The 14,394-nt window shown below is 74.3% G+C and carries 11 protein-coding genes; 4 read left to right on the top strand and 7 right to left on the bottom strand.

The features are described from left to right. The first annotated feature begins 137 nt into the window (after nt 1–137). Nucleotides 138–2,363 (top strand): FUSC family protein, encoded by a 2,226-nt coding sequence (locus tag ACYVOO_RS08900; protein WP_461015097.1) that lies wholly within the window; start codon nt 138–140, stop codon nt 2,361–2,363. 22 nt (nt 2,364–2,385) lie between these two features. Here ACYVOO_RS08900 and ACYVOO_RS08895 read toward each other — a convergent pair whose 3' ends face one another. Next, nucleotides 2,386–3,087 (bottom strand): nitroreductase, encoded by a 702-nt coding sequence (locus ACYVOO_RS08895; protein WP_461015084.1) that lies wholly within the window; start codon nt 3,085–3,087, stop codon nt 2,386–2,388. Nucleotides 3,088–3,199: 112 nt separating this feature from the next. On the opposite strand from ACYVOO_RS08895, the gene ACYVOO_RS08890 reads away from it, so the two are divergent. Next, nucleotides 3,200–3,808: a TetR/AcrR family transcriptional regulator gene (locus ACYVOO_RS08890; protein WP_461015083.1), complete on the top strand. Its 609-nt coding sequence runs from the start codon at nt 3,200–3,202 to the stop codon at nt 3,806–3,808. 20 nt (nt 3,809–3,828) lie between these two features. On the opposite strand, the gene ACYVOO_RS08885 is transcribed toward ACYVOO_RS08890, so the two are convergent. From ACYVOO_RS08885 to ACYVOO_RS08875, 3 genes are read right to left on the bottom strand one after another with little or no spacing between them, the layout of a single operon-like run. After that, a complete protein-coding gene (locus ACYVOO_RS08885; protein WP_461015082.1) occupies nt 3,829–5,097 on the bottom strand; it encodes a DUF1266 domain-containing protein in 1,269 nt (422 codons plus the stop codon). A 24-nt stretch (nt 5,098–5,121) separates the two neighbouring features. Next, nucleotides 5,122–6,393 (bottom strand): DUF1266 domain-containing protein, encoded by a 1,272-nt coding sequence (locus ACYVOO_RS08880; RefSeq protein ID WP_461015081.1) that lies wholly within the window; start codon nt 6,391–6,393, stop codon nt 5,122–5,124. A 41-nt stretch (nt 6,394–6,434) separates the two neighbouring features. Beyond that, nucleotides 6,435–7,355 (bottom strand): hypothetical protein, encoded by a 921-nt coding sequence (locus tag ACYVOO_RS08875; RefSeq protein WP_461015080.1) that lies wholly within the window; start codon nt 7,353–7,355, stop codon nt 6,435–6,437. 186 nt (nt 7,356–7,541) lie between these two features. Here ACYVOO_RS08875 and ACYVOO_RS08870 point away from each other — a divergent pair, with 186 nt between their 5' ends. Further along, nucleotides 7,542–8,870 carry a DUF4185 domain-containing protein gene (locus tag ACYVOO_RS08870; protein ID WP_461015079.1) on the top strand — a complete coding sequence of 443 codons (1,329 nt, stop codon included), beginning with the start codon at nt 7,542–7,544 and terminating at the stop codon, nt 8,868–8,870. Here ACYVOO_RS08870 and nhaA read toward each other — a convergent pair. Further along, a complete protein-coding gene (gene nhaA, locus ACYVOO_RS08865; RefSeq protein ID WP_461015078.1) occupies nt 8,801–10,267 on the bottom strand; it encodes a Na+/H+ antiporter NhaA in 1,467 nt (488 codons plus the stop codon). The two genes, ACYVOO_RS08870 and nhaA, sit on opposite strands and share 70 nt — an antisense overlap. 277 nt (nt 10,268–10,544) lie before the next feature. Here nhaA and ACYVOO_RS08860 point away from each other — a divergent pair, with 277 nt between their 5' ends. Beyond that, nucleotides 10,545–11,654, top strand: a complete 1,110-nt coding sequence (locus tag ACYVOO_RS08860; protein ID WP_461015077.1) for a PucR family transcriptional regulator — start codon at nt 10,545–10,547, stop codon at nt 11,652–11,654. A gap of 709 nt (nt 11,655–12,363) precedes the next feature. On the opposite strand, the gene ACYVOO_RS08855 is transcribed toward ACYVOO_RS08860, so the two are convergent. Further along, entirely contained in the window at nt 12,364–13,281 is a 918-nt protein-coding gene (locus tag ACYVOO_RS08855; RefSeq protein WP_461015076.1) for a class I SAM-dependent methyltransferase family protein, read from the bottom strand. Beyond that, a complete protein-coding gene (locus ACYVOO_RS08850) occupies nt 13,193–14,365 on the bottom strand; it encodes a lysophospholipid acyltransferase family protein (protein WP_461015075.1) in 1,173 nt (390 codons plus the stop codon). The genes ACYVOO_RS08855 and ACYVOO_RS08850 overlap by 89 nt, the downstream gene beginning before the upstream one ends. Nucleotides 14,366–14,394: the final 29 nt, after the last annotated feature.

Here is a 14,394-nt window from a genome sequence, read left to right as displayed (position 1 = left end):
AAGGCCGTCCCCGTCGTGACCTTCGTCTCGCATCACCGCCCTGACCTGCGGGGCGTTGGCACGCGACACCGGAGGACCCCCGGCCCTGGGCCGAGGGGTCTTCCGCCCCTGCCCGTATTCTCGGACGCATGACGGCCATGCCCTGGCTCCGGGCGATCAAGGAGACAGCCCGATCCGGACTGACCATCGAGCGCGCCTCGCTCACCCCGCTCATCGCGCTGCGGGGTGCGGTCGGGGTCGCCGTCGTGATCGGGCTCGCGCTCGCGCTGGGCTCCGCACAGCTCGCGGTGTCCTCCGCTTTCGGCGCCTTCGCGTCCGGTGTCGCGACGTTCCAGCGAAGCTGGCGGCCCCGCCCCGTGCTCGCGCTCGCGGCTGCGGCCGGGCTCGCGGCGTCCACCTTCCTCGGCTACCTGCTCGCGCCGTGGCCGCCCGCCTTCGTGGTGCTGCTCGCGGTCTGGGCGTTCGCCGCCGGCATGGCGTGGGGGGTCGGGCCGACGTCCGGGGTGGTCGCCGCGCTGACCATCGCCGTCATGCTCGTCACCGTCACGCTGCCCACCACCGTGCTGGGCGCCCTCGCGCACGCGGGGCTCATCGCGGTCGGCGGGGTGGTGCAGGCGACGCTGATCGTGCTGTTCCCCGTGCGGCCGTGGGGCGAGCGGCGCGACACGCTCGCCGACGCGCTGGCCGGGGTCGCCGACTACGCGCGGCGGCTGCGGCACGACCCCATGGCCTCCTTCGACCCCGAGCCGCTGATGGAGGCCCGCAGCGCCGCCGCCGTCACCCCCCGGCAGGCCCGCCGCAGGCCGCGCCAGCTCGGCGGCTACCGCGCGCTCGCCGAACGCTTCCGGCCCGTCCTTGCCTCGCTCGCCGACCCGATCGTCGGCGGCGCGCAGTTGGTCGGCCCGGAGCGCGACCGCGTGCGCGCCCTGCTCGGCGCCGCCGCGACGGTGCTCGACGCGACGGCACGGGCCATCAGGCGGGGCGAACGCGTCCGCATCCCGGAAGAGGCGCTGGAAGTGCTCCAGGTGCCGGAGACCGGGCCCGTGCTGACGGGCCCCGCGCGCAAGGCGGCCATGCGGCTGATCGCGCTCACGGACGACGCCGTGGACGCCGCGCAGGAACCCGTCGAGATCACCCGCTCCATCCCCATCCTCCCGCGCGCCACCTTCCACACCGTCCGCAAGGAGGTGCACGGGCCGCCGGGATGGCCGGGCGACGTGACGGACGAGACACCGTTCCAGGAGGCCATCGAGGCGGCCGAGGCCGCTGAGGCGGCGCAGGAGGAGCGGACGCGGCGCCGGGTACGCCGCCCGCGCCATCTGCACCGGCCCACCCTCGCCGCGCTGGTGCCCGTCGCGCTGCGCACCTTCCGCCGCGAGTTCCGCTGGTCCTCGCCGATCTGCCGCCACGCGCTGCGCCTGGCCGTCGTCACCGCCGCCGGTTACCTCCTGGGCCAGGCACTCCCGCCCGAGCACGGCTACTGGGTGGCGCTGACCGCCGTGATGGTGCTGCGCCCCGACTTCTCCCGTACGTACGAGCGCGGCGTCGCCCGCTTCGCCGGGACCCTGGTCGGGGTCGCCCTCGCGGGCGCGGTGATGGGGCTGGCGCATCCGGGCGCCTATGTGAGCGCGGCGCTGGCGGTGGCGTCCATCGGCGCGATGTACCTGCTGATGGGCACTGGTTACGCCATCACCTCCGCCTGCACGGGCGCCTACGTCGTCTTCCTGCTCGGCATCGCGGGCTCGCTGTGGTCCCAGACGGTGCTGGAGCGCATCTGGCTCACGGCGGTGGGCGGGCTCCTGGCCATGCTCAGCTACGCCGTCTTCCCCGCCTGGGAGACGCCGCTGCTGCGCGACAGGCTCGCCGACTGGCTGGACGCCAACGGCCGTTACGCCATCGCCGTGCTCGACTGCTTCGCGCGCCCCGCCGAACGCGCGCCCCGCCAGGTCCGCGAGGCGCTTCTCGACGCGCGCGCCGCGCGCCTCGAATGGGAGCAGACCGCGGCCAGGGCGGGGGCCGAGCCCGTGCGTCACCGCGGCCGTCTCTCGCGCCGCTCCGCCAATGACGCGCAGTCGGCGCTGGTGACGATGGGCCGCGTGACGATGCTGCTGGAACCGCATCTGCCCGAGCGGGACGCCAAGCCCAGCGAGGGCGCCGCCGACTACGCCGCCGCGCTGGGCCCCGCCGTGACGGCGGCCGCCGAAGCGGTGCGCGAGAACAGGGCCGTCGACTGGGCACCGGTCCACGAGGCGCTGTCGCGCTGGTGGGCCCGCGCCGACGAGCCCCCGCCCGTCGACCTGCGCACCGCCGACCTCCTCACGGACGCGCTGGACGACCTCGCGGACGCGGTGAATCCGCGCTGACCGGCCATGGGGCGTCCCGCGCCTACGCGTGGAAGGCCGTGGTCGACGCGAGCCCGGCGCGCTCGGCCGTGACGTGGTTGACCGGCGCGGACTCGTCGGCGTAGCCGAAGGAGACGCCGACCAGCAGCTTTCCCTCGGTGACGCCGAGTTCGGCGCGGACGGTGTCCGCGTAGAAGCTCAGCAGCCCCTGCGGGCAGCTCTCCACGCCGTACGCGGTCATCGCCAGGAGCAGCGTCTGCATATAGGCGCCGACGTCGGCGGCCAGCCGCGGCCCGCCGTCCCCGGTGACGAACAGGAACGCGGCGTGCGGCGCGCCGTAGAAGCGCAGGCTCTCGGCGTCGTAGGCCGCGCGCGCCGCGTGGTCGTCGGGGCCGATGCCCAGCGCCCCGTAGAGCCCGGCGCCGAACGCGGCACGACGGGCCTGGTGCACCGGCGTGTACATGTCCTCGGAGTACGGGAAGTCCACCGAGGCGCGCTGCTCGGTGTGGGCCGCCACCAGCGCGTCCGCCAGCCGCTCCCGTGCCGCGCCGCTGACCACCTCGGCCCGCCAGGGCTGCGCGTTGGAGTTGGACGGCGCGGCCCCGGCCAGCGCGAAGACCGCCCGCATCGTGTCCTCGGGCACCGGCTCCGGGCGGAACGCGCGGGTCGCGTGACGGCCGCGTATCAGCTTCTCCGCGTGCCCGCTCAGCTCGGTCTCGGCGGCGGGGAACGACGGCCTGTTCATGGGGACTCCTCGGTGATGGTTCATACGGCTTATGTAAACGGTCGCGTTTACTTCCGAGGTGACCTTAACAGGGTGACGGGGCTGAAGTAAACGGGAACGTATACTTGCCGTTATGAGTGCAGCGACGGCTACGACAACCTCACGGCGCGGGCGCGGTGGCAGGGAGCGGGCGCTGGCCGCCGCGGCGCGGCTGTTCGCGACGCAGGGGATCAACGCGACGGGCATGGAACAGGTCGCGGAGGAAGCGCCGGTGTCCAAGCGGACGCTCTACTCGCACTTCCGGACCAAGAACGACCTCGTCCTCGCCCACCTCCAGGCCCTCGCCTCGTCGGGCGCCACCCTGGAAGGCGTGCTGACCCGCGAGGACATCCCCCCGAGGGAACGGCTGCTCAAGCTGTTCGACCCGCCCGTGACGGAGCCGGAGGAGTCGGTGCCGGTGCGCGGCTGCCCGTTCATCGACGCCGCAGCCGAGTTCCCCGACCCGCGCAGCGCGGTCCACTCCTACGCCCGCGAGCAGAAACTGCGGATGGCGGAGCTGATCGCGGCGCTGCTGACGGAGCTGGGCTGCCCCGAACCCGCCGTACTCGCCGAACAGCTGGCCACCCTCGCGGACGGGGCCGCCTGCCGGGCCATGGCGCTGGGCGAGGCGGACTACGGCCGTCACGCACGCGCTGCGGCGGAGGCGCTCCTGGACCTGGCCTGCGCGGACGCGTCCACGTGAACGGGGTTACGTGAACGGGGCTACTTGAAGGGGAGGTTCAGCCAGGGGCTGGCCGGGTCCGTGGTGAGGATGCGGTGGGCGTCCAGCATCTCCGTGTACCAGTCGCCGAACTCCTCGTCGTCGAAGTGCAGGCACCGGCCCAGCACATAGCCGCGGGAGAACTCCTCCCACGAGTCGTACGACGCCTGGCTGACCCGCCCCGCCCGCAGCAGTGCCTGCTCGGTCTCCCACAGTTCGCCGAACCTGGCGCCCAGGCCCCAGCGGGCCATGCCGGAGGCGCGGCCGTGGTCCCAGGCGAGGACGGAGCGCACATAGCCGTCCTCGGGCAGCAGTCCGTCGGCGCGGAAGCGTGCCTCGTAGCGCATGATCTTGCCGATCAGGCCCTGGAGCCGCTTGATCTCGTCCATGACGCTCGTGTCCGGGGGCCCGTCCCGCGAGGCGAGCGTCTCGGCGAGCCGCTCGCGGGCCAGGTGCTCGGTCACGTCCCGCCACTTGGCGACGGAGACCGTGTCCGTCCTGGACGCGCGGGCCAGCGTGTCGCGCACCTTCAGCACGAACTCCCACGCGCCGCTGACCATGTCGCCGCGCAGCAGCTCCTCCAGATACGTCAGCCACTTCTCCCGCGTGGTGACGCCCCACCACCGCTTGAGCAGGTACACCTCGTCGTCGTAGCCGGTGCCGTGCCAGGCGACGGAGTTCCAGTACGAGCCGTTCTTCACGCTCATCAGCGCCCCGCAGGCCAGCCCGTGCGCCACCGGGCCGTGCAGGGGGCCGCCGGTCCACAGGGTGCGCAGCGTGGAGTGCCGTGGCCGCCAGGCCCGCTCCCAGTGCTGCCGCCACACGGCCCGGTGCGCCATGCCCGCGGGGAAGTACGCCTCGCACGGCGTGCCCGGGTTGACGGCCAGCCACCACTCGTCGTCGGGCCAGATCCGCGCGAGCGAGCCCAGGTGCCTGCTGACGAAGACGGGGTCGGGCACGGGCGGCGGCAGCATGCCCGCGGTGAACAGGGCGACGCAGCGGGTGCGCGTGCCCGGGTTCCAGTACGAGCCGAACGACGTCTGGCCGACCGCGTCCAGCGGGTGCCGGGGCGTGGACCAGTAGAGCCAGGTGCTGCCGAGCACGTCGAAGTAGCCGGGCCAGTCCTCGCGGGCCTTGGCCTCGTACAGCGCCCGCTCGACGTCCGTCGGCGCCTGCCACGCGGCTACGGGCGCTCCCGCCGCACCGGGCACGCCGGGTCCGCCGGGCGTGCCGGATCCGCCGGGTCCGCCGTGCCCGCTCCACCAACCCATGCCGGACCGACCTTTCGCCTCACGTCACTTGAACGGAATGTTGAGCCAGGGGCTGCCCGGGTCCGTGGTGAGGATCCGGTGGGCCGTGACCATGTCCGTGTACCAGTCGTCGTAGCGCTCCTCGTCGAAGTGCAGGCACCGGCCGAGCACATAGCCGAGTGAGAACTCCTCCCACGACTCGTACGCCTCCTTGCTCACCTCGCCCGCGCGCACGACGGCGCGCTCGGCCTCCGCCATGTCGCAGTAGCGCCCGCCCAGGCCCCAGCGCGCCATCATCGAGGCGAGGCCGTAGTCCCAGGCGCGGACGGAGCGCACGGTGCCGTCGGGCGGCAGGAGCCCGTCGGCGCGGAAGCGGGACTCGTAGCGCATGATCCGCCCGATGAGCTGCTGGAGCCGCTTGACGCGCGCTTCGGCGCCGGAACCGTCCGGATCGCCGCCTTCTCCGCCCTCCTCGGCGCGTGCCGCGCGCTCGGTCGCCGCGCGCCAGCGCAGCGCGGCGGCCGGTCCTGTGCGGTCGGTGCCGGTGTCCTCGCCCTCTTCGGTCCCGTCGGTCTCGTCGTGGAGCGATCTGCGGACGGCGAGGACGAACTCCCAGTCGGGGTCGCTCATCGCGCCGTTCAGCAACTGCTCCTGGCGGCAGCGCCAGTCGTCGCGCCCGTGGACGTCCCACGGGCCCCTGATGCGCTCGCGCTCCCCGTCGTAGCCGCTGCCGTGCCAGCCCATGGCGTTCCACAGCGAGCCGTCGCGCACGCAGTGCAGCGCCCCGCACGCGAGCCCGTGCGCCACGGGGCCGTGCAGCGGGCCGCCCACGCGCAGGGTGCGGAGGGTGTCGCGTTGGCCACGCCACGCGCGGTCGGCGTGGTGCCGCCACACCGTGCGGACCGGCAGCGTCCCCGGGAAGTACGCCTCGCACGGCGAACCGGGGTTCACGGCCAGCCACCAGCGGTCGTCGGGCCAGCTGGCGGCCAGGTTGTCCAGCGTGGTGCGCACGAAGACCGGGTCTGCCACGGGCGCGGGCAGCATCCCCTGGGTGAGGACGGCGAAGCACCAGGTGCCCGTGACCGTGCTCCAGTACGGGTACATGTCGCGCTGCCCGAGTGCGTCGAGCGGCCCCCTCGGCAGGGAGTAGCAGAGCCAGGTGTCGCCGAGCGTGTCGTAGTACGCGGCCCAGTCCTGCCGCGCCTTCGCCCCGTAGAGCGCCGCTTCCACGTCCGTTGGCGGCTCCCAGGCGGGGACGTAGGGGCCCGGCGCCGGGCCGCCTCCCGGGTGCCCCGTCGGACCTCCGGGGTACTCCATCGGGCCTCCGGGGTACTCCATCGGATTCCGCATCGCGTCGCTCACCCGGCCGTCGCCGCGGACCCCTCGGCCTCGCGTACCTCCGCGCGAACGGCGCCCGTGCGCTCGGCGAAGGCTTCGAGGCCGACGATCTCGCCGTTCTCGTCGGTGCGGGGCCGGGTGTCCACGAGCGCGCCGACGGAGTTCCGGTTCGCCCAGGAGCAGACGGCCGCCGAGAAGGAGCCGTCCTCCGCCGCGCCGTGGCCGTAGCCCCGGTCGGCCGCGTCGAGCAGCAGCCGCAGGCACCGCACCGGCTCCTTCGTGCCCTTGGGCGTGTACTCGGTGCCGTCCTCGGGCGGGACGTCCATCCCGTAGAGCGCGGACACCAGCGCGTTGCGGTAGGCGCGCGGCTCCCGCATGGAGCCGTTGTAGCCGTGCAGGACCAGTTCACCGGAGCCGGACTCCGCCTCGTAGCGGCCCGCGACGGGCGTCAGCCCGTTCACCGTCGCGCGGGATCGCCGCGAGGTGCCCATGTCGAGCGTGGTGCGCGGCGCGTCGCTGAAGTCCTCGGCGAGCGTGTACCGTCCGCCGTCGATCGTCCGGGGCACGGTGATGCGGTACGCGGGGCCGCTCAGGCTCTCGTCGTCCGGGTTGCCGACGAAGAAGGCGAGCGCTGCCTGCGCCAGGAGGCCGACGCCGAGGACGGACCCGGCGATGATCAGGATCCGCCGCCTGATCCGCTTCTCGCGCTGCTCGCCCGCGGTGCCGTGGGGGTCCTGGCCGTACGGGTCGAACCCGGGCCCGCCCCCTCCCGGCGGCCCCGGGGAGGGACTTGGGGCGGGTCCCGGAACGGGCTGTCCGCGTCCCGGTTGCCCGTATCCCGGCTGTCCGTAGCCGGGCCCTCCCGCCGTAGGCGTCGCCTGCGGTATGTATCCGTCCGGTACCGGCGCTCCCGGACCGGGGCCCCCGTTCCACATCCCCATGGCCTGGGACTCTATCGTCGTGCCGCCTCCTGCCCGCGTGGTGGCGGGAGTTCGCCAGAACGCCCCGTTCCGCCCCCTGCGGAACCCCCTACGGCGTCCCTCCCGCCCCGGCGCGGGCGCATCCGGCCCCGCGACCTGACGCAAAGCCGGACCGCGCGGCGCGGTATGCGCCTAGCCTGGCCCGTGATGGAGGGACCCCGCCCGCCCCGGCCGACACGGCAGCCGCGGAGGAAACCGGCTGTCGGGTTCGGGCTGCTCGCCGCGCTCGTGGTGCTCGTGCTCCTCATCAGCGTGCCAGGGGACGAGGACGGCGGCCCCGGATGCGCGGGCGTGAAGGCCGTCGGCTGGCAGGACGAGCCGGACATGACCGCCGAGTTCGAGCGCTACGGCAACGACAACACCCGCCTGGACGACTGGACCGGCGGCGACGGGACCCGCTCCGTGCGGCTCCCGGACGGGCGGACGCTGTGGATGTCGGCCGACACCTTCCTGGACCAGGTCGACGAACAGCTCGGCGGCGGACGCAGCCGCAGCACCAGCCCGGTGTGGGTGCGCAACGCGGGCCTGGTGATGTCGGCAGAGGGCCGGATCGAGCGCACCCTGCTGGGCAGCAACGGCGGACGCCACACGGCCCTGTTCCCCGGTACGGCCACGTCCGACGGGCGCGAGGTGTGGCGCTGGCCGGTCCAGGCGGTCGTGGAGCCCAGGTCGGCCGGGGACGACGAACGCGTGGTGAGGGTGCTGCTGTGGCAGCGCGAGGCGGGCTCGCCGCCCTGGATCTTCGGCGTACCGAGGGCGACGCAGGTGGCGACGCTCTCCCTGCCCGACCTGCGCGTCGAGGACGTCAGCACCGTCTACCGGCCCACGGACGACGGCCTGGCGCGGCGCGTGCTGTACGGGACGTCGGCCGTCACCGAGGGCGGCTGGACGTACGTCTTCGGCGCCGACGAGGGCAGCGTCAGCGGCAAGGCGTCACGGGCGCACGTGGCGCGGGTGCCGGAGGGGCGGCTGGCCGAAGCCGACGCCTGGCGGTACTGGGCGGGCAAGGACGGCGGCTGGCAGGCGGACCCGGAGGACTCCGAGCCGATACTCGTCGGCAAGACGGAGCAGCGCGGCGCCACGGGCACGTACTCCGTGGTGCGGCACGGCGAGAGCTGGCTGCTGCTGACCATGGACGCGGGCGGCCCCGACGGCAAGGGCATGTCGGACGTGACGTCCTACTGGTCGTGCTCGCCGACGGGCCCCTGGCACGGCCCCTCAGCCGTGGCCGAGCCCCCGCTGCCGGAGGGCGGCGCGCTCGCGGGCGCTGTGCCGTACAACCCGCAGGGGCACGCCGAGTTCGCCTCGGGCGCCAACAGCGGCGCGGGGGAGGGGACGGGGCTGCTGATGAGCTACGACGTCAACGTGCTGTCGGGCACGGAGGCGATCCACCGCGATGTCGCCCTCTACCGGCCGCGCTTCCTGCGGCTGGAGCTGGGCCCCTCCTCGGCACCGTCGGAGGACGACGGCTCCTGAGCCTCAGCCCCGGCCGCCGCCTCGCGGGCCCGTTCCGCAGCGCGGCGTGCCGCCTCCGCGGGGCGCCGTACCGGGTCTTCCTCCTGGTCGATGTCGGCGATGGTGTCCCGGTCCTCGTCGCGGGTCTCCGCCTCCCACAGCGCCCGGTACTTCGCGTCCCGCACCTTCAGCAGCACGCACGCGACGAGCGCCGAGAGCAGCGACCCGATCAGTACGGCGGCCTTCACATGCTCCGTCGTCTCCGGATCGGTGAAGGCCAGTTCCGTGATGAGCAGCGAGACCGTGAAGCCGATGCCCGCGAGCACGGCGACCCCTGCCACGTCGGACCAGGCGAGGTCGTCGCTGAGCCGGGCCCGGGTGAAGCGGGCGGTGAGGTACGTGCCGCCGAAGACGCCCAGGAACTTCCCCACGAAGAGACCGAGGACGACGCCCAGCGGCTCCGGCTGGGTGAAGGTCTCGGCCAGCGCGGGCCCCGAGACGGCGACCCCGGCCGCGAACAGCGCGAAGAAGGGCACGGCGACCCCGGCGGACAGGGGCCGCACCCGGTGCTCGACGCGCTCGGCCGTCGAGGTCTCCTCGACGGGCTCGCCGTCGGCGCCCTTGCGCGGGAGCACGCGCAGCAGCATGCCCATGGCCACACCGGCGACGGTGGCGTGGATGCCGCTGTTGTACATCAGCGCCCAGATGACCAGCGCGAGTGGCACGTACACGTACCAGCCGCGCACCCGCAGATTGATGTGCAGGACCCGGAAGAGCACGAGCCCGGCGACGGCCCCGGCGAGCGCCGCCCAGTTGAGCGTGGAGGTGAAGAAGACGGCGATGACGAGGATGGCGCCGAGGTCGTCGACGATGGCCAGGGTCAGCAGGAAGGCCCGGATGCCCGAGGGCAGGTTGGTGCCGATCACCGCGAGGACGCCGAGCGCGAAGGCGATGTCGGTGGCCATGGGCACGGCCCAGCCGTTCATCGTCCCGCCGCCCGCCAGGTTGGTGGCGACGTAGAAGAGCGCGGGGACGGCCATGCCGCACACGGCGGCGACGACCGGCAGCGCGGCGGCGGCGGGTCTGCGCAGCTCGCCCGCGACCAGCTCGCGCTTCAGCTCGATCCCGGCGACGAAGAAGAAGACGGTGAGCAGCCCGTCCGAGGCCCAGTGCTCGACGGAGAGGTCGAGGCCGAGCGAGTGGATGCCGAAGTGGAACGAGCGGACCGACGCGTACAGGTCGCTGAGCGGGGTGTTCGCCAGGACGAGCGCGACGACCGCGGCGCCCAGCAGCACCATGCCGCCCACGGTCTCGGTGCGCAGCGCGTCGGCCAGGTGGCGGCGTTCCTTGGCCGAGGGGCGACCGAACAGGGACGTGTGCCGCTCGCCGGGCGCGCTGGGGGCGGGGGAGGGGTTCATCGGTGTGCTCCGGGCTCGTGGGCGGTTGCGGACGCGACGAAGCGCCGCCGACCAGACTTCCCGGCACACCTTGACATCATTGATCTTGACGTATTCCTTACACCGTAACCCGAACCGTACGGTTCACGACAACGGCCCCTCGCGATGGCCCGGCACCGGCCAGCGGGCCGTGTGACCTCCCGCGCAGGGTTCCCGTCGCCGCCCCCTGGCCTACGCTGAGGCCGCGGCCACCCGTGCCGCGCCGACGCCGGACACCGGGGGACGAGGGAACACCACCGTGAAGCGCAGCGACGCCATACCCAGCACCTTTCTGGGGGACTACCCACGGCTGCTCGCCGAGGTCTCGGAGACCGGGCGGCTGCCGCGCAGGGACGAGCTGGACGCGTTCAGGGAACTGGGTGAGCGCGCGGCCGAGGCCGGGCACGGCCTGCGCGAGCTGATCGGTCTCTACCTCGGCAGGACGCGCACGCTGTGGAGCACCCTGCCCGGCGTCGCCAGGGCGGCGGGCGCGGCGGAGCGCGGGCGTACGGGGGACGCGGTGCTGGCCGCGGTCGAGGCGGCGATCGCCGCGCTCGGCGAGGGCCACGAGCGCGCCCAGCGGCTGGCGGTGCGCCAGGAGGAGGGCGAGCGTCGCGAGTTCATCGACGACCTCCTCTACGGGCGCAGCGACCTGGGCCGCCTCGCGGAACGCGCCCAGCGCTTCGGGCTGCGGCTGGCGCACGCGCACACGGTGGCCGTCGCGGCGGGCGTGGAGAAGTACGACGACGTGCACCCGACGGTGTGCCGCATCGAACGCGAGCTGCTGGGCCGCTTCGGACCGCGCGACGTGCTGCTGTCCACCAAGGAGGGGCGGCTCGTGTGCATCGCGGCGAGCGGCGACCGCGACGTGCTGGACTGCTTCGTCGCCCTCGCCGAGGACCCCGGACCCCACTACGCGGGCGCGCGCCGCGTCGCCGTCGGCCGCGAGCACCCCGGCGCCGGCGGCGTGGTGCGCAGCTACGAGGAGGCGCTCGGCGCCCTCGATCTCGCGGACCAACTGCGCCTGCCGGAAGGCAGGCTGAACGCGTCCGAGCTGCTGGTCTTCCCCGTGCTGCTGCGGGACAGGGCCGCGATGGCCGACCTCGTGCGCACGGTGCTCGGCCCGCTGACGGGCGCGCGGGGCGGAGCCGGGCCCCTGCTGGACACCCTGGCCGCCTACGCGGCTGCGGGCTACGTCAACGCGGAGGCGGCGCGGCGGCTGGGCGTGAGCGTGCGGACGTTCTCCTACCGGCTGGAGCGCATCCGCGGCCTGACCGGCTACAACCCGGGCGACGCGCTGCACCGCTTCACGCTGGAGACGGCGGCCATGGGCGCCCGGCTGCTGGGGTGGCCCGAGAACGAGCTGTGAGCGGCGTGTGGCCTGTGGCGGGGTGCGTGTGCCGGGCCGTGCCGGGTGAGCTGTGACGTCGAGCCGTGCCCGTCGAGCCGTGTCTGTCGGGCCGTGATCGTCGCATCGCGAGTGGCGAGTTGTGACAGGGCGGCACCGAACCTGTGGCACACGGGCGCAACCGTGCGCGGTTCCGCCGTGACCGGGACGTAAGTGCGGCGTAAAAATTGCCGGGGTCTGGCAATGTGCTGCCGCACTCCGTAATGGCACGATGACGGCACACCGCAGCACGGGGGACGTGCCGAGGCGGCCGGCCTCCGGGTGCTCGCACCCGGGCCAGCCGGTCCGCTCCTTACGGTCACGTCCCCGTCCGTGCGCGAGTTCACCGGCGTCATCGCTGGTGGGCGGCGCGGAGGCCGATGCCCCCGACGGGGGTGGGGGCATCGGCCTCGGCGCGTCGCGAACCGTTCCCGCGGTTCGCCGGGGCGCGCGGCGCGCGTGCGCTCCGTCCCCTCCCCGGCCGGGGAGCGACGGGCGCGAGGCGGGGCCTTGGGGCCGCCGGAGCGCTTCCGGTTGCCGGGTTCACGAGAACGGGCCCTTCGGGCCCGTTCGCCCTGTCTTCCCGTTCCGGGCAAGTACGGGCGGGGGACGAGGGTATTCGGGCTTCCGACGGACCTCTTCCGTGGATCTCCTCCGCAGATCTTCTCCGTGGATCCCCTCCGTGGATTTCTCAGGCGCCGCCGCAGCGGGTCACCGTGAACAGGCCGACATCCTCGCGGCGGCTGGCGACGGAGTGCGCGGGGAAGCCCGCCTTCACCGCCCACGCCTCCGCGTCCTCCACGGAGCGGCACCTCATCCGCCAGGGCAGGCCCTCGCGTGTGGTGAGGACGTTCGCGATGAACTCCAGTTGCGGGTGCCGGGTCTGGGTGGTGAAGAGCAGCGTGCCGTCCGGAGCCAGCATCCCGCGCAGTCGCTCCAGCGACTCGCGGACCGTGTCGTCGTCGAGGACCAGCTCGTACAGGCCGGAGACCACGATGATGTCCGGAGCCCTGCCGCCCGGCAGCGGCGCGGGGTCGAAGGCGTCGCCCCGCTCGTAGGTGACCGAGCCCTCCGGGAGGCCACGTTCGCGCGCCAGACGGCGTCCGCGCGCCAGGCCGGCCGTGGCCAGATCGCGGCAGACGACGCGGAGCTGGCCGCCGGGCTGGTCCTCGGCCAGCAGGTCCAGGAGATAGCGCCCCGGGCCCGCCGCGACGTCCAGGACGACGACCTCGCCGCCGCGCCCCGCGATCTCCTCGCGCAGCATCCGCGTGAGCAGCTCGCGCCGTGCGCGTACGGCGCGCCAGCCGACGGCGTCGAGGTGGACGCGGTCGATGAGCCTGCCGATGCCGAGGAGGCCGCCCGCGCGGTCGACGTAGACGTAGTCGAGCATCGTGCCGCTGTCGAAGCCGTACCGGCAGCCGACGCGGATGCCCCTGCTGGCGCGGCCGACCGTGCGGAGCAGCGCGCGGGCCGCTGCCCACTTGAGGCGGGCGAGGGGGGAGGGGCGGGTGTCACGGGTGTCAGGGGGACCGGCGGAGGTGGTGGAACTGGTCGGGTCGGCTGGGCTGGTCGGGCTGGCTGAGCTGGTCGGGCTGGTCGGGCCTGGCATGAGGGCTCTCCCCCTTCTCGTTCGTCGTCCCGTCCGCTGTCTGTGCGGCGAGGCGCCCGAGCACACATACGGTGCGCCAGGCGGTTTCCGGATCACGGGTCGGAGGCCCGAAGCGCACCGTCACGCGCGTACGGCGCAGGCGGCCGTGCGCGGGCAGGAGCGTGCGCGTCCCTACGAGGCCGACGGGCAGCAGCGGTACGTCGGCCAGTTCGGCCAGCCGGGTGGCGCCGCTGCGGAAGCGGCCGACGGAGCCGTCGCGCGAACGGGTGCCCTCCGGGAAGACCACGACGGCCTGTCCGCGCGCCAGCGCCGGTACCGCCGAGGCCGCCAGGTCGTCGAAGCCCCGCCCGCCACGGCGGACAGGGAACCCCGCGACCAGGCGACGGCAGAGCGTGGCGCGCGCCCGCCCGGCGAACCAGTAGTCGGCCGCGGCGGCGACGAGCGGGCGCCGCCGCGCGGGCAGGGCCGCGAGCAGCGCGGCCGTGTCGGCGTGCGACGCGTGAGGAGCCACGACGACACAGCCGCCACGCGGCACGTTCCGCCGCCCCTCGACGCGGAGCCCGCCGGTGAGCCGCAACACGCCGCGCCACAACAGGCGCCGCGCATGGGCACCGAGCCGGGTGCCGCCGGTGGGCTGCGGTACGTCAGCGGGTGGGGGCGCGTGTTCGGCGCGGGTGCGGGGTCGCCCGTGTCCGTACGGCTCGGGCCGCTCGTCCGGTGCGCGGGGCGTGCGGGGTGCGTCCTGGCCGTGCGGTACGTCGACGGGCGGGGGCGGAAGGCGCGTGGTTCCGCGCGCCCGTGGGGTTCGTACGGTGCGTAGGAGGCGTCGTCGGCGGGGCTGGCGAGGGGCCCGGTCTCGGTCCGTGTCGCGGTCCTGGCCCTGGCCCTGGCCCCGGTTCACGGCAGGGGCGCCGTCGTGTGCCCGTGGTGTCTGTGCGGTGCGTAGGAGGCGTCGCCAGCGGGGCTGGTGGGAGGCCCGGTCGCGTCCCGTGTCGCGGTCGTGGTCCTGGCCCCGGTTCACGGCAGGGGCGCCGTCGTGTGCCAGTGGTGTCTGGGCGCGGTCCGTGTCGCGGTCGCGGTTCATGAGAGGGGCGTCGCCGTGTGTCCGTCGCG

It is taken from the genome of Streptomyces daliensis, from assembly GCF_054782395.1.
This window is presented reverse-complemented; position numbering and strand designations above follow the sequence as displayed.

What these genes read in the sequence shown, in the direction of transcription:
- ACYVOO_RS08900 (WP_461015097.1), top strand. Translation starts at nt 138, where the DNA reads ATGCCCTGGCTCCGGGCGATCAAGGAGACAGCCCGATCCGGACTGACC.
- ACYVOO_RS08895 (WP_461015084.1), bottom strand. Translation starts at nt 3,087, where the DNA reads ATGAACAGGCCGTCGTTCCCCGCCGCCGAGACCGAGCTGAGCGGGCAC.
- ACYVOO_RS08890 (WP_461015083.1), top strand. Translation starts at nt 3,200, where the DNA reads ATGAGTGCAGCGACGGCTACGACAACCTCACGGCGCGGGCGCGGTGGC.
- ACYVOO_RS08885 (WP_461015082.1), bottom strand. Translation starts at nt 5,097, where the DNA reads ATGGGTTGGTGGAGCGGGCACGGCGGACCCGGCGGATCCGGCACGCCC.
- ACYVOO_RS08880 (WP_461015081.1), bottom strand. Translation starts at nt 6,393, where the DNA reads ATGGAGTACCCCGGAGGTCCGACGGGGCACCCGGGAGGCGGCCCGGCG.
- ACYVOO_RS08875 (WP_461015080.1), bottom strand. Translation starts at nt 7,355, where the DNA reads ATGGGGATGTGGAACGGGGGCCCCGGTCCGGGAGCGCCGGTACCGGAC.
- ACYVOO_RS08870 (WP_461015079.1), top strand. Translation starts at nt 7,542, where the DNA reads ATGGAGGGACCCCGCCCGCCCCGGCCGACACGGCAGCCGCGGAGGAAA.
- nhaA (WP_461015078.1), bottom strand. Translation starts at nt 10,267, where the DNA reads ATGAACCCCTCCCCCGCCCCCAGCGCGCCCGGCGAGCGGCACACGTCC.
- ACYVOO_RS08855 (WP_461015076.1), bottom strand. Translation starts at nt 13,281, where the DNA reads ATGCCAGGCCCGACCAGCCCGACCAGCTCAGCCAGCCCGACCAGCCCA.
- ACYVOO_RS08850 (WP_461015075.1), bottom strand. Translation starts at nt 14,365, where the DNA reads ATGAACCGCGACCGCGACACGGACCGCGCCCAGACACCACTGGCACAC.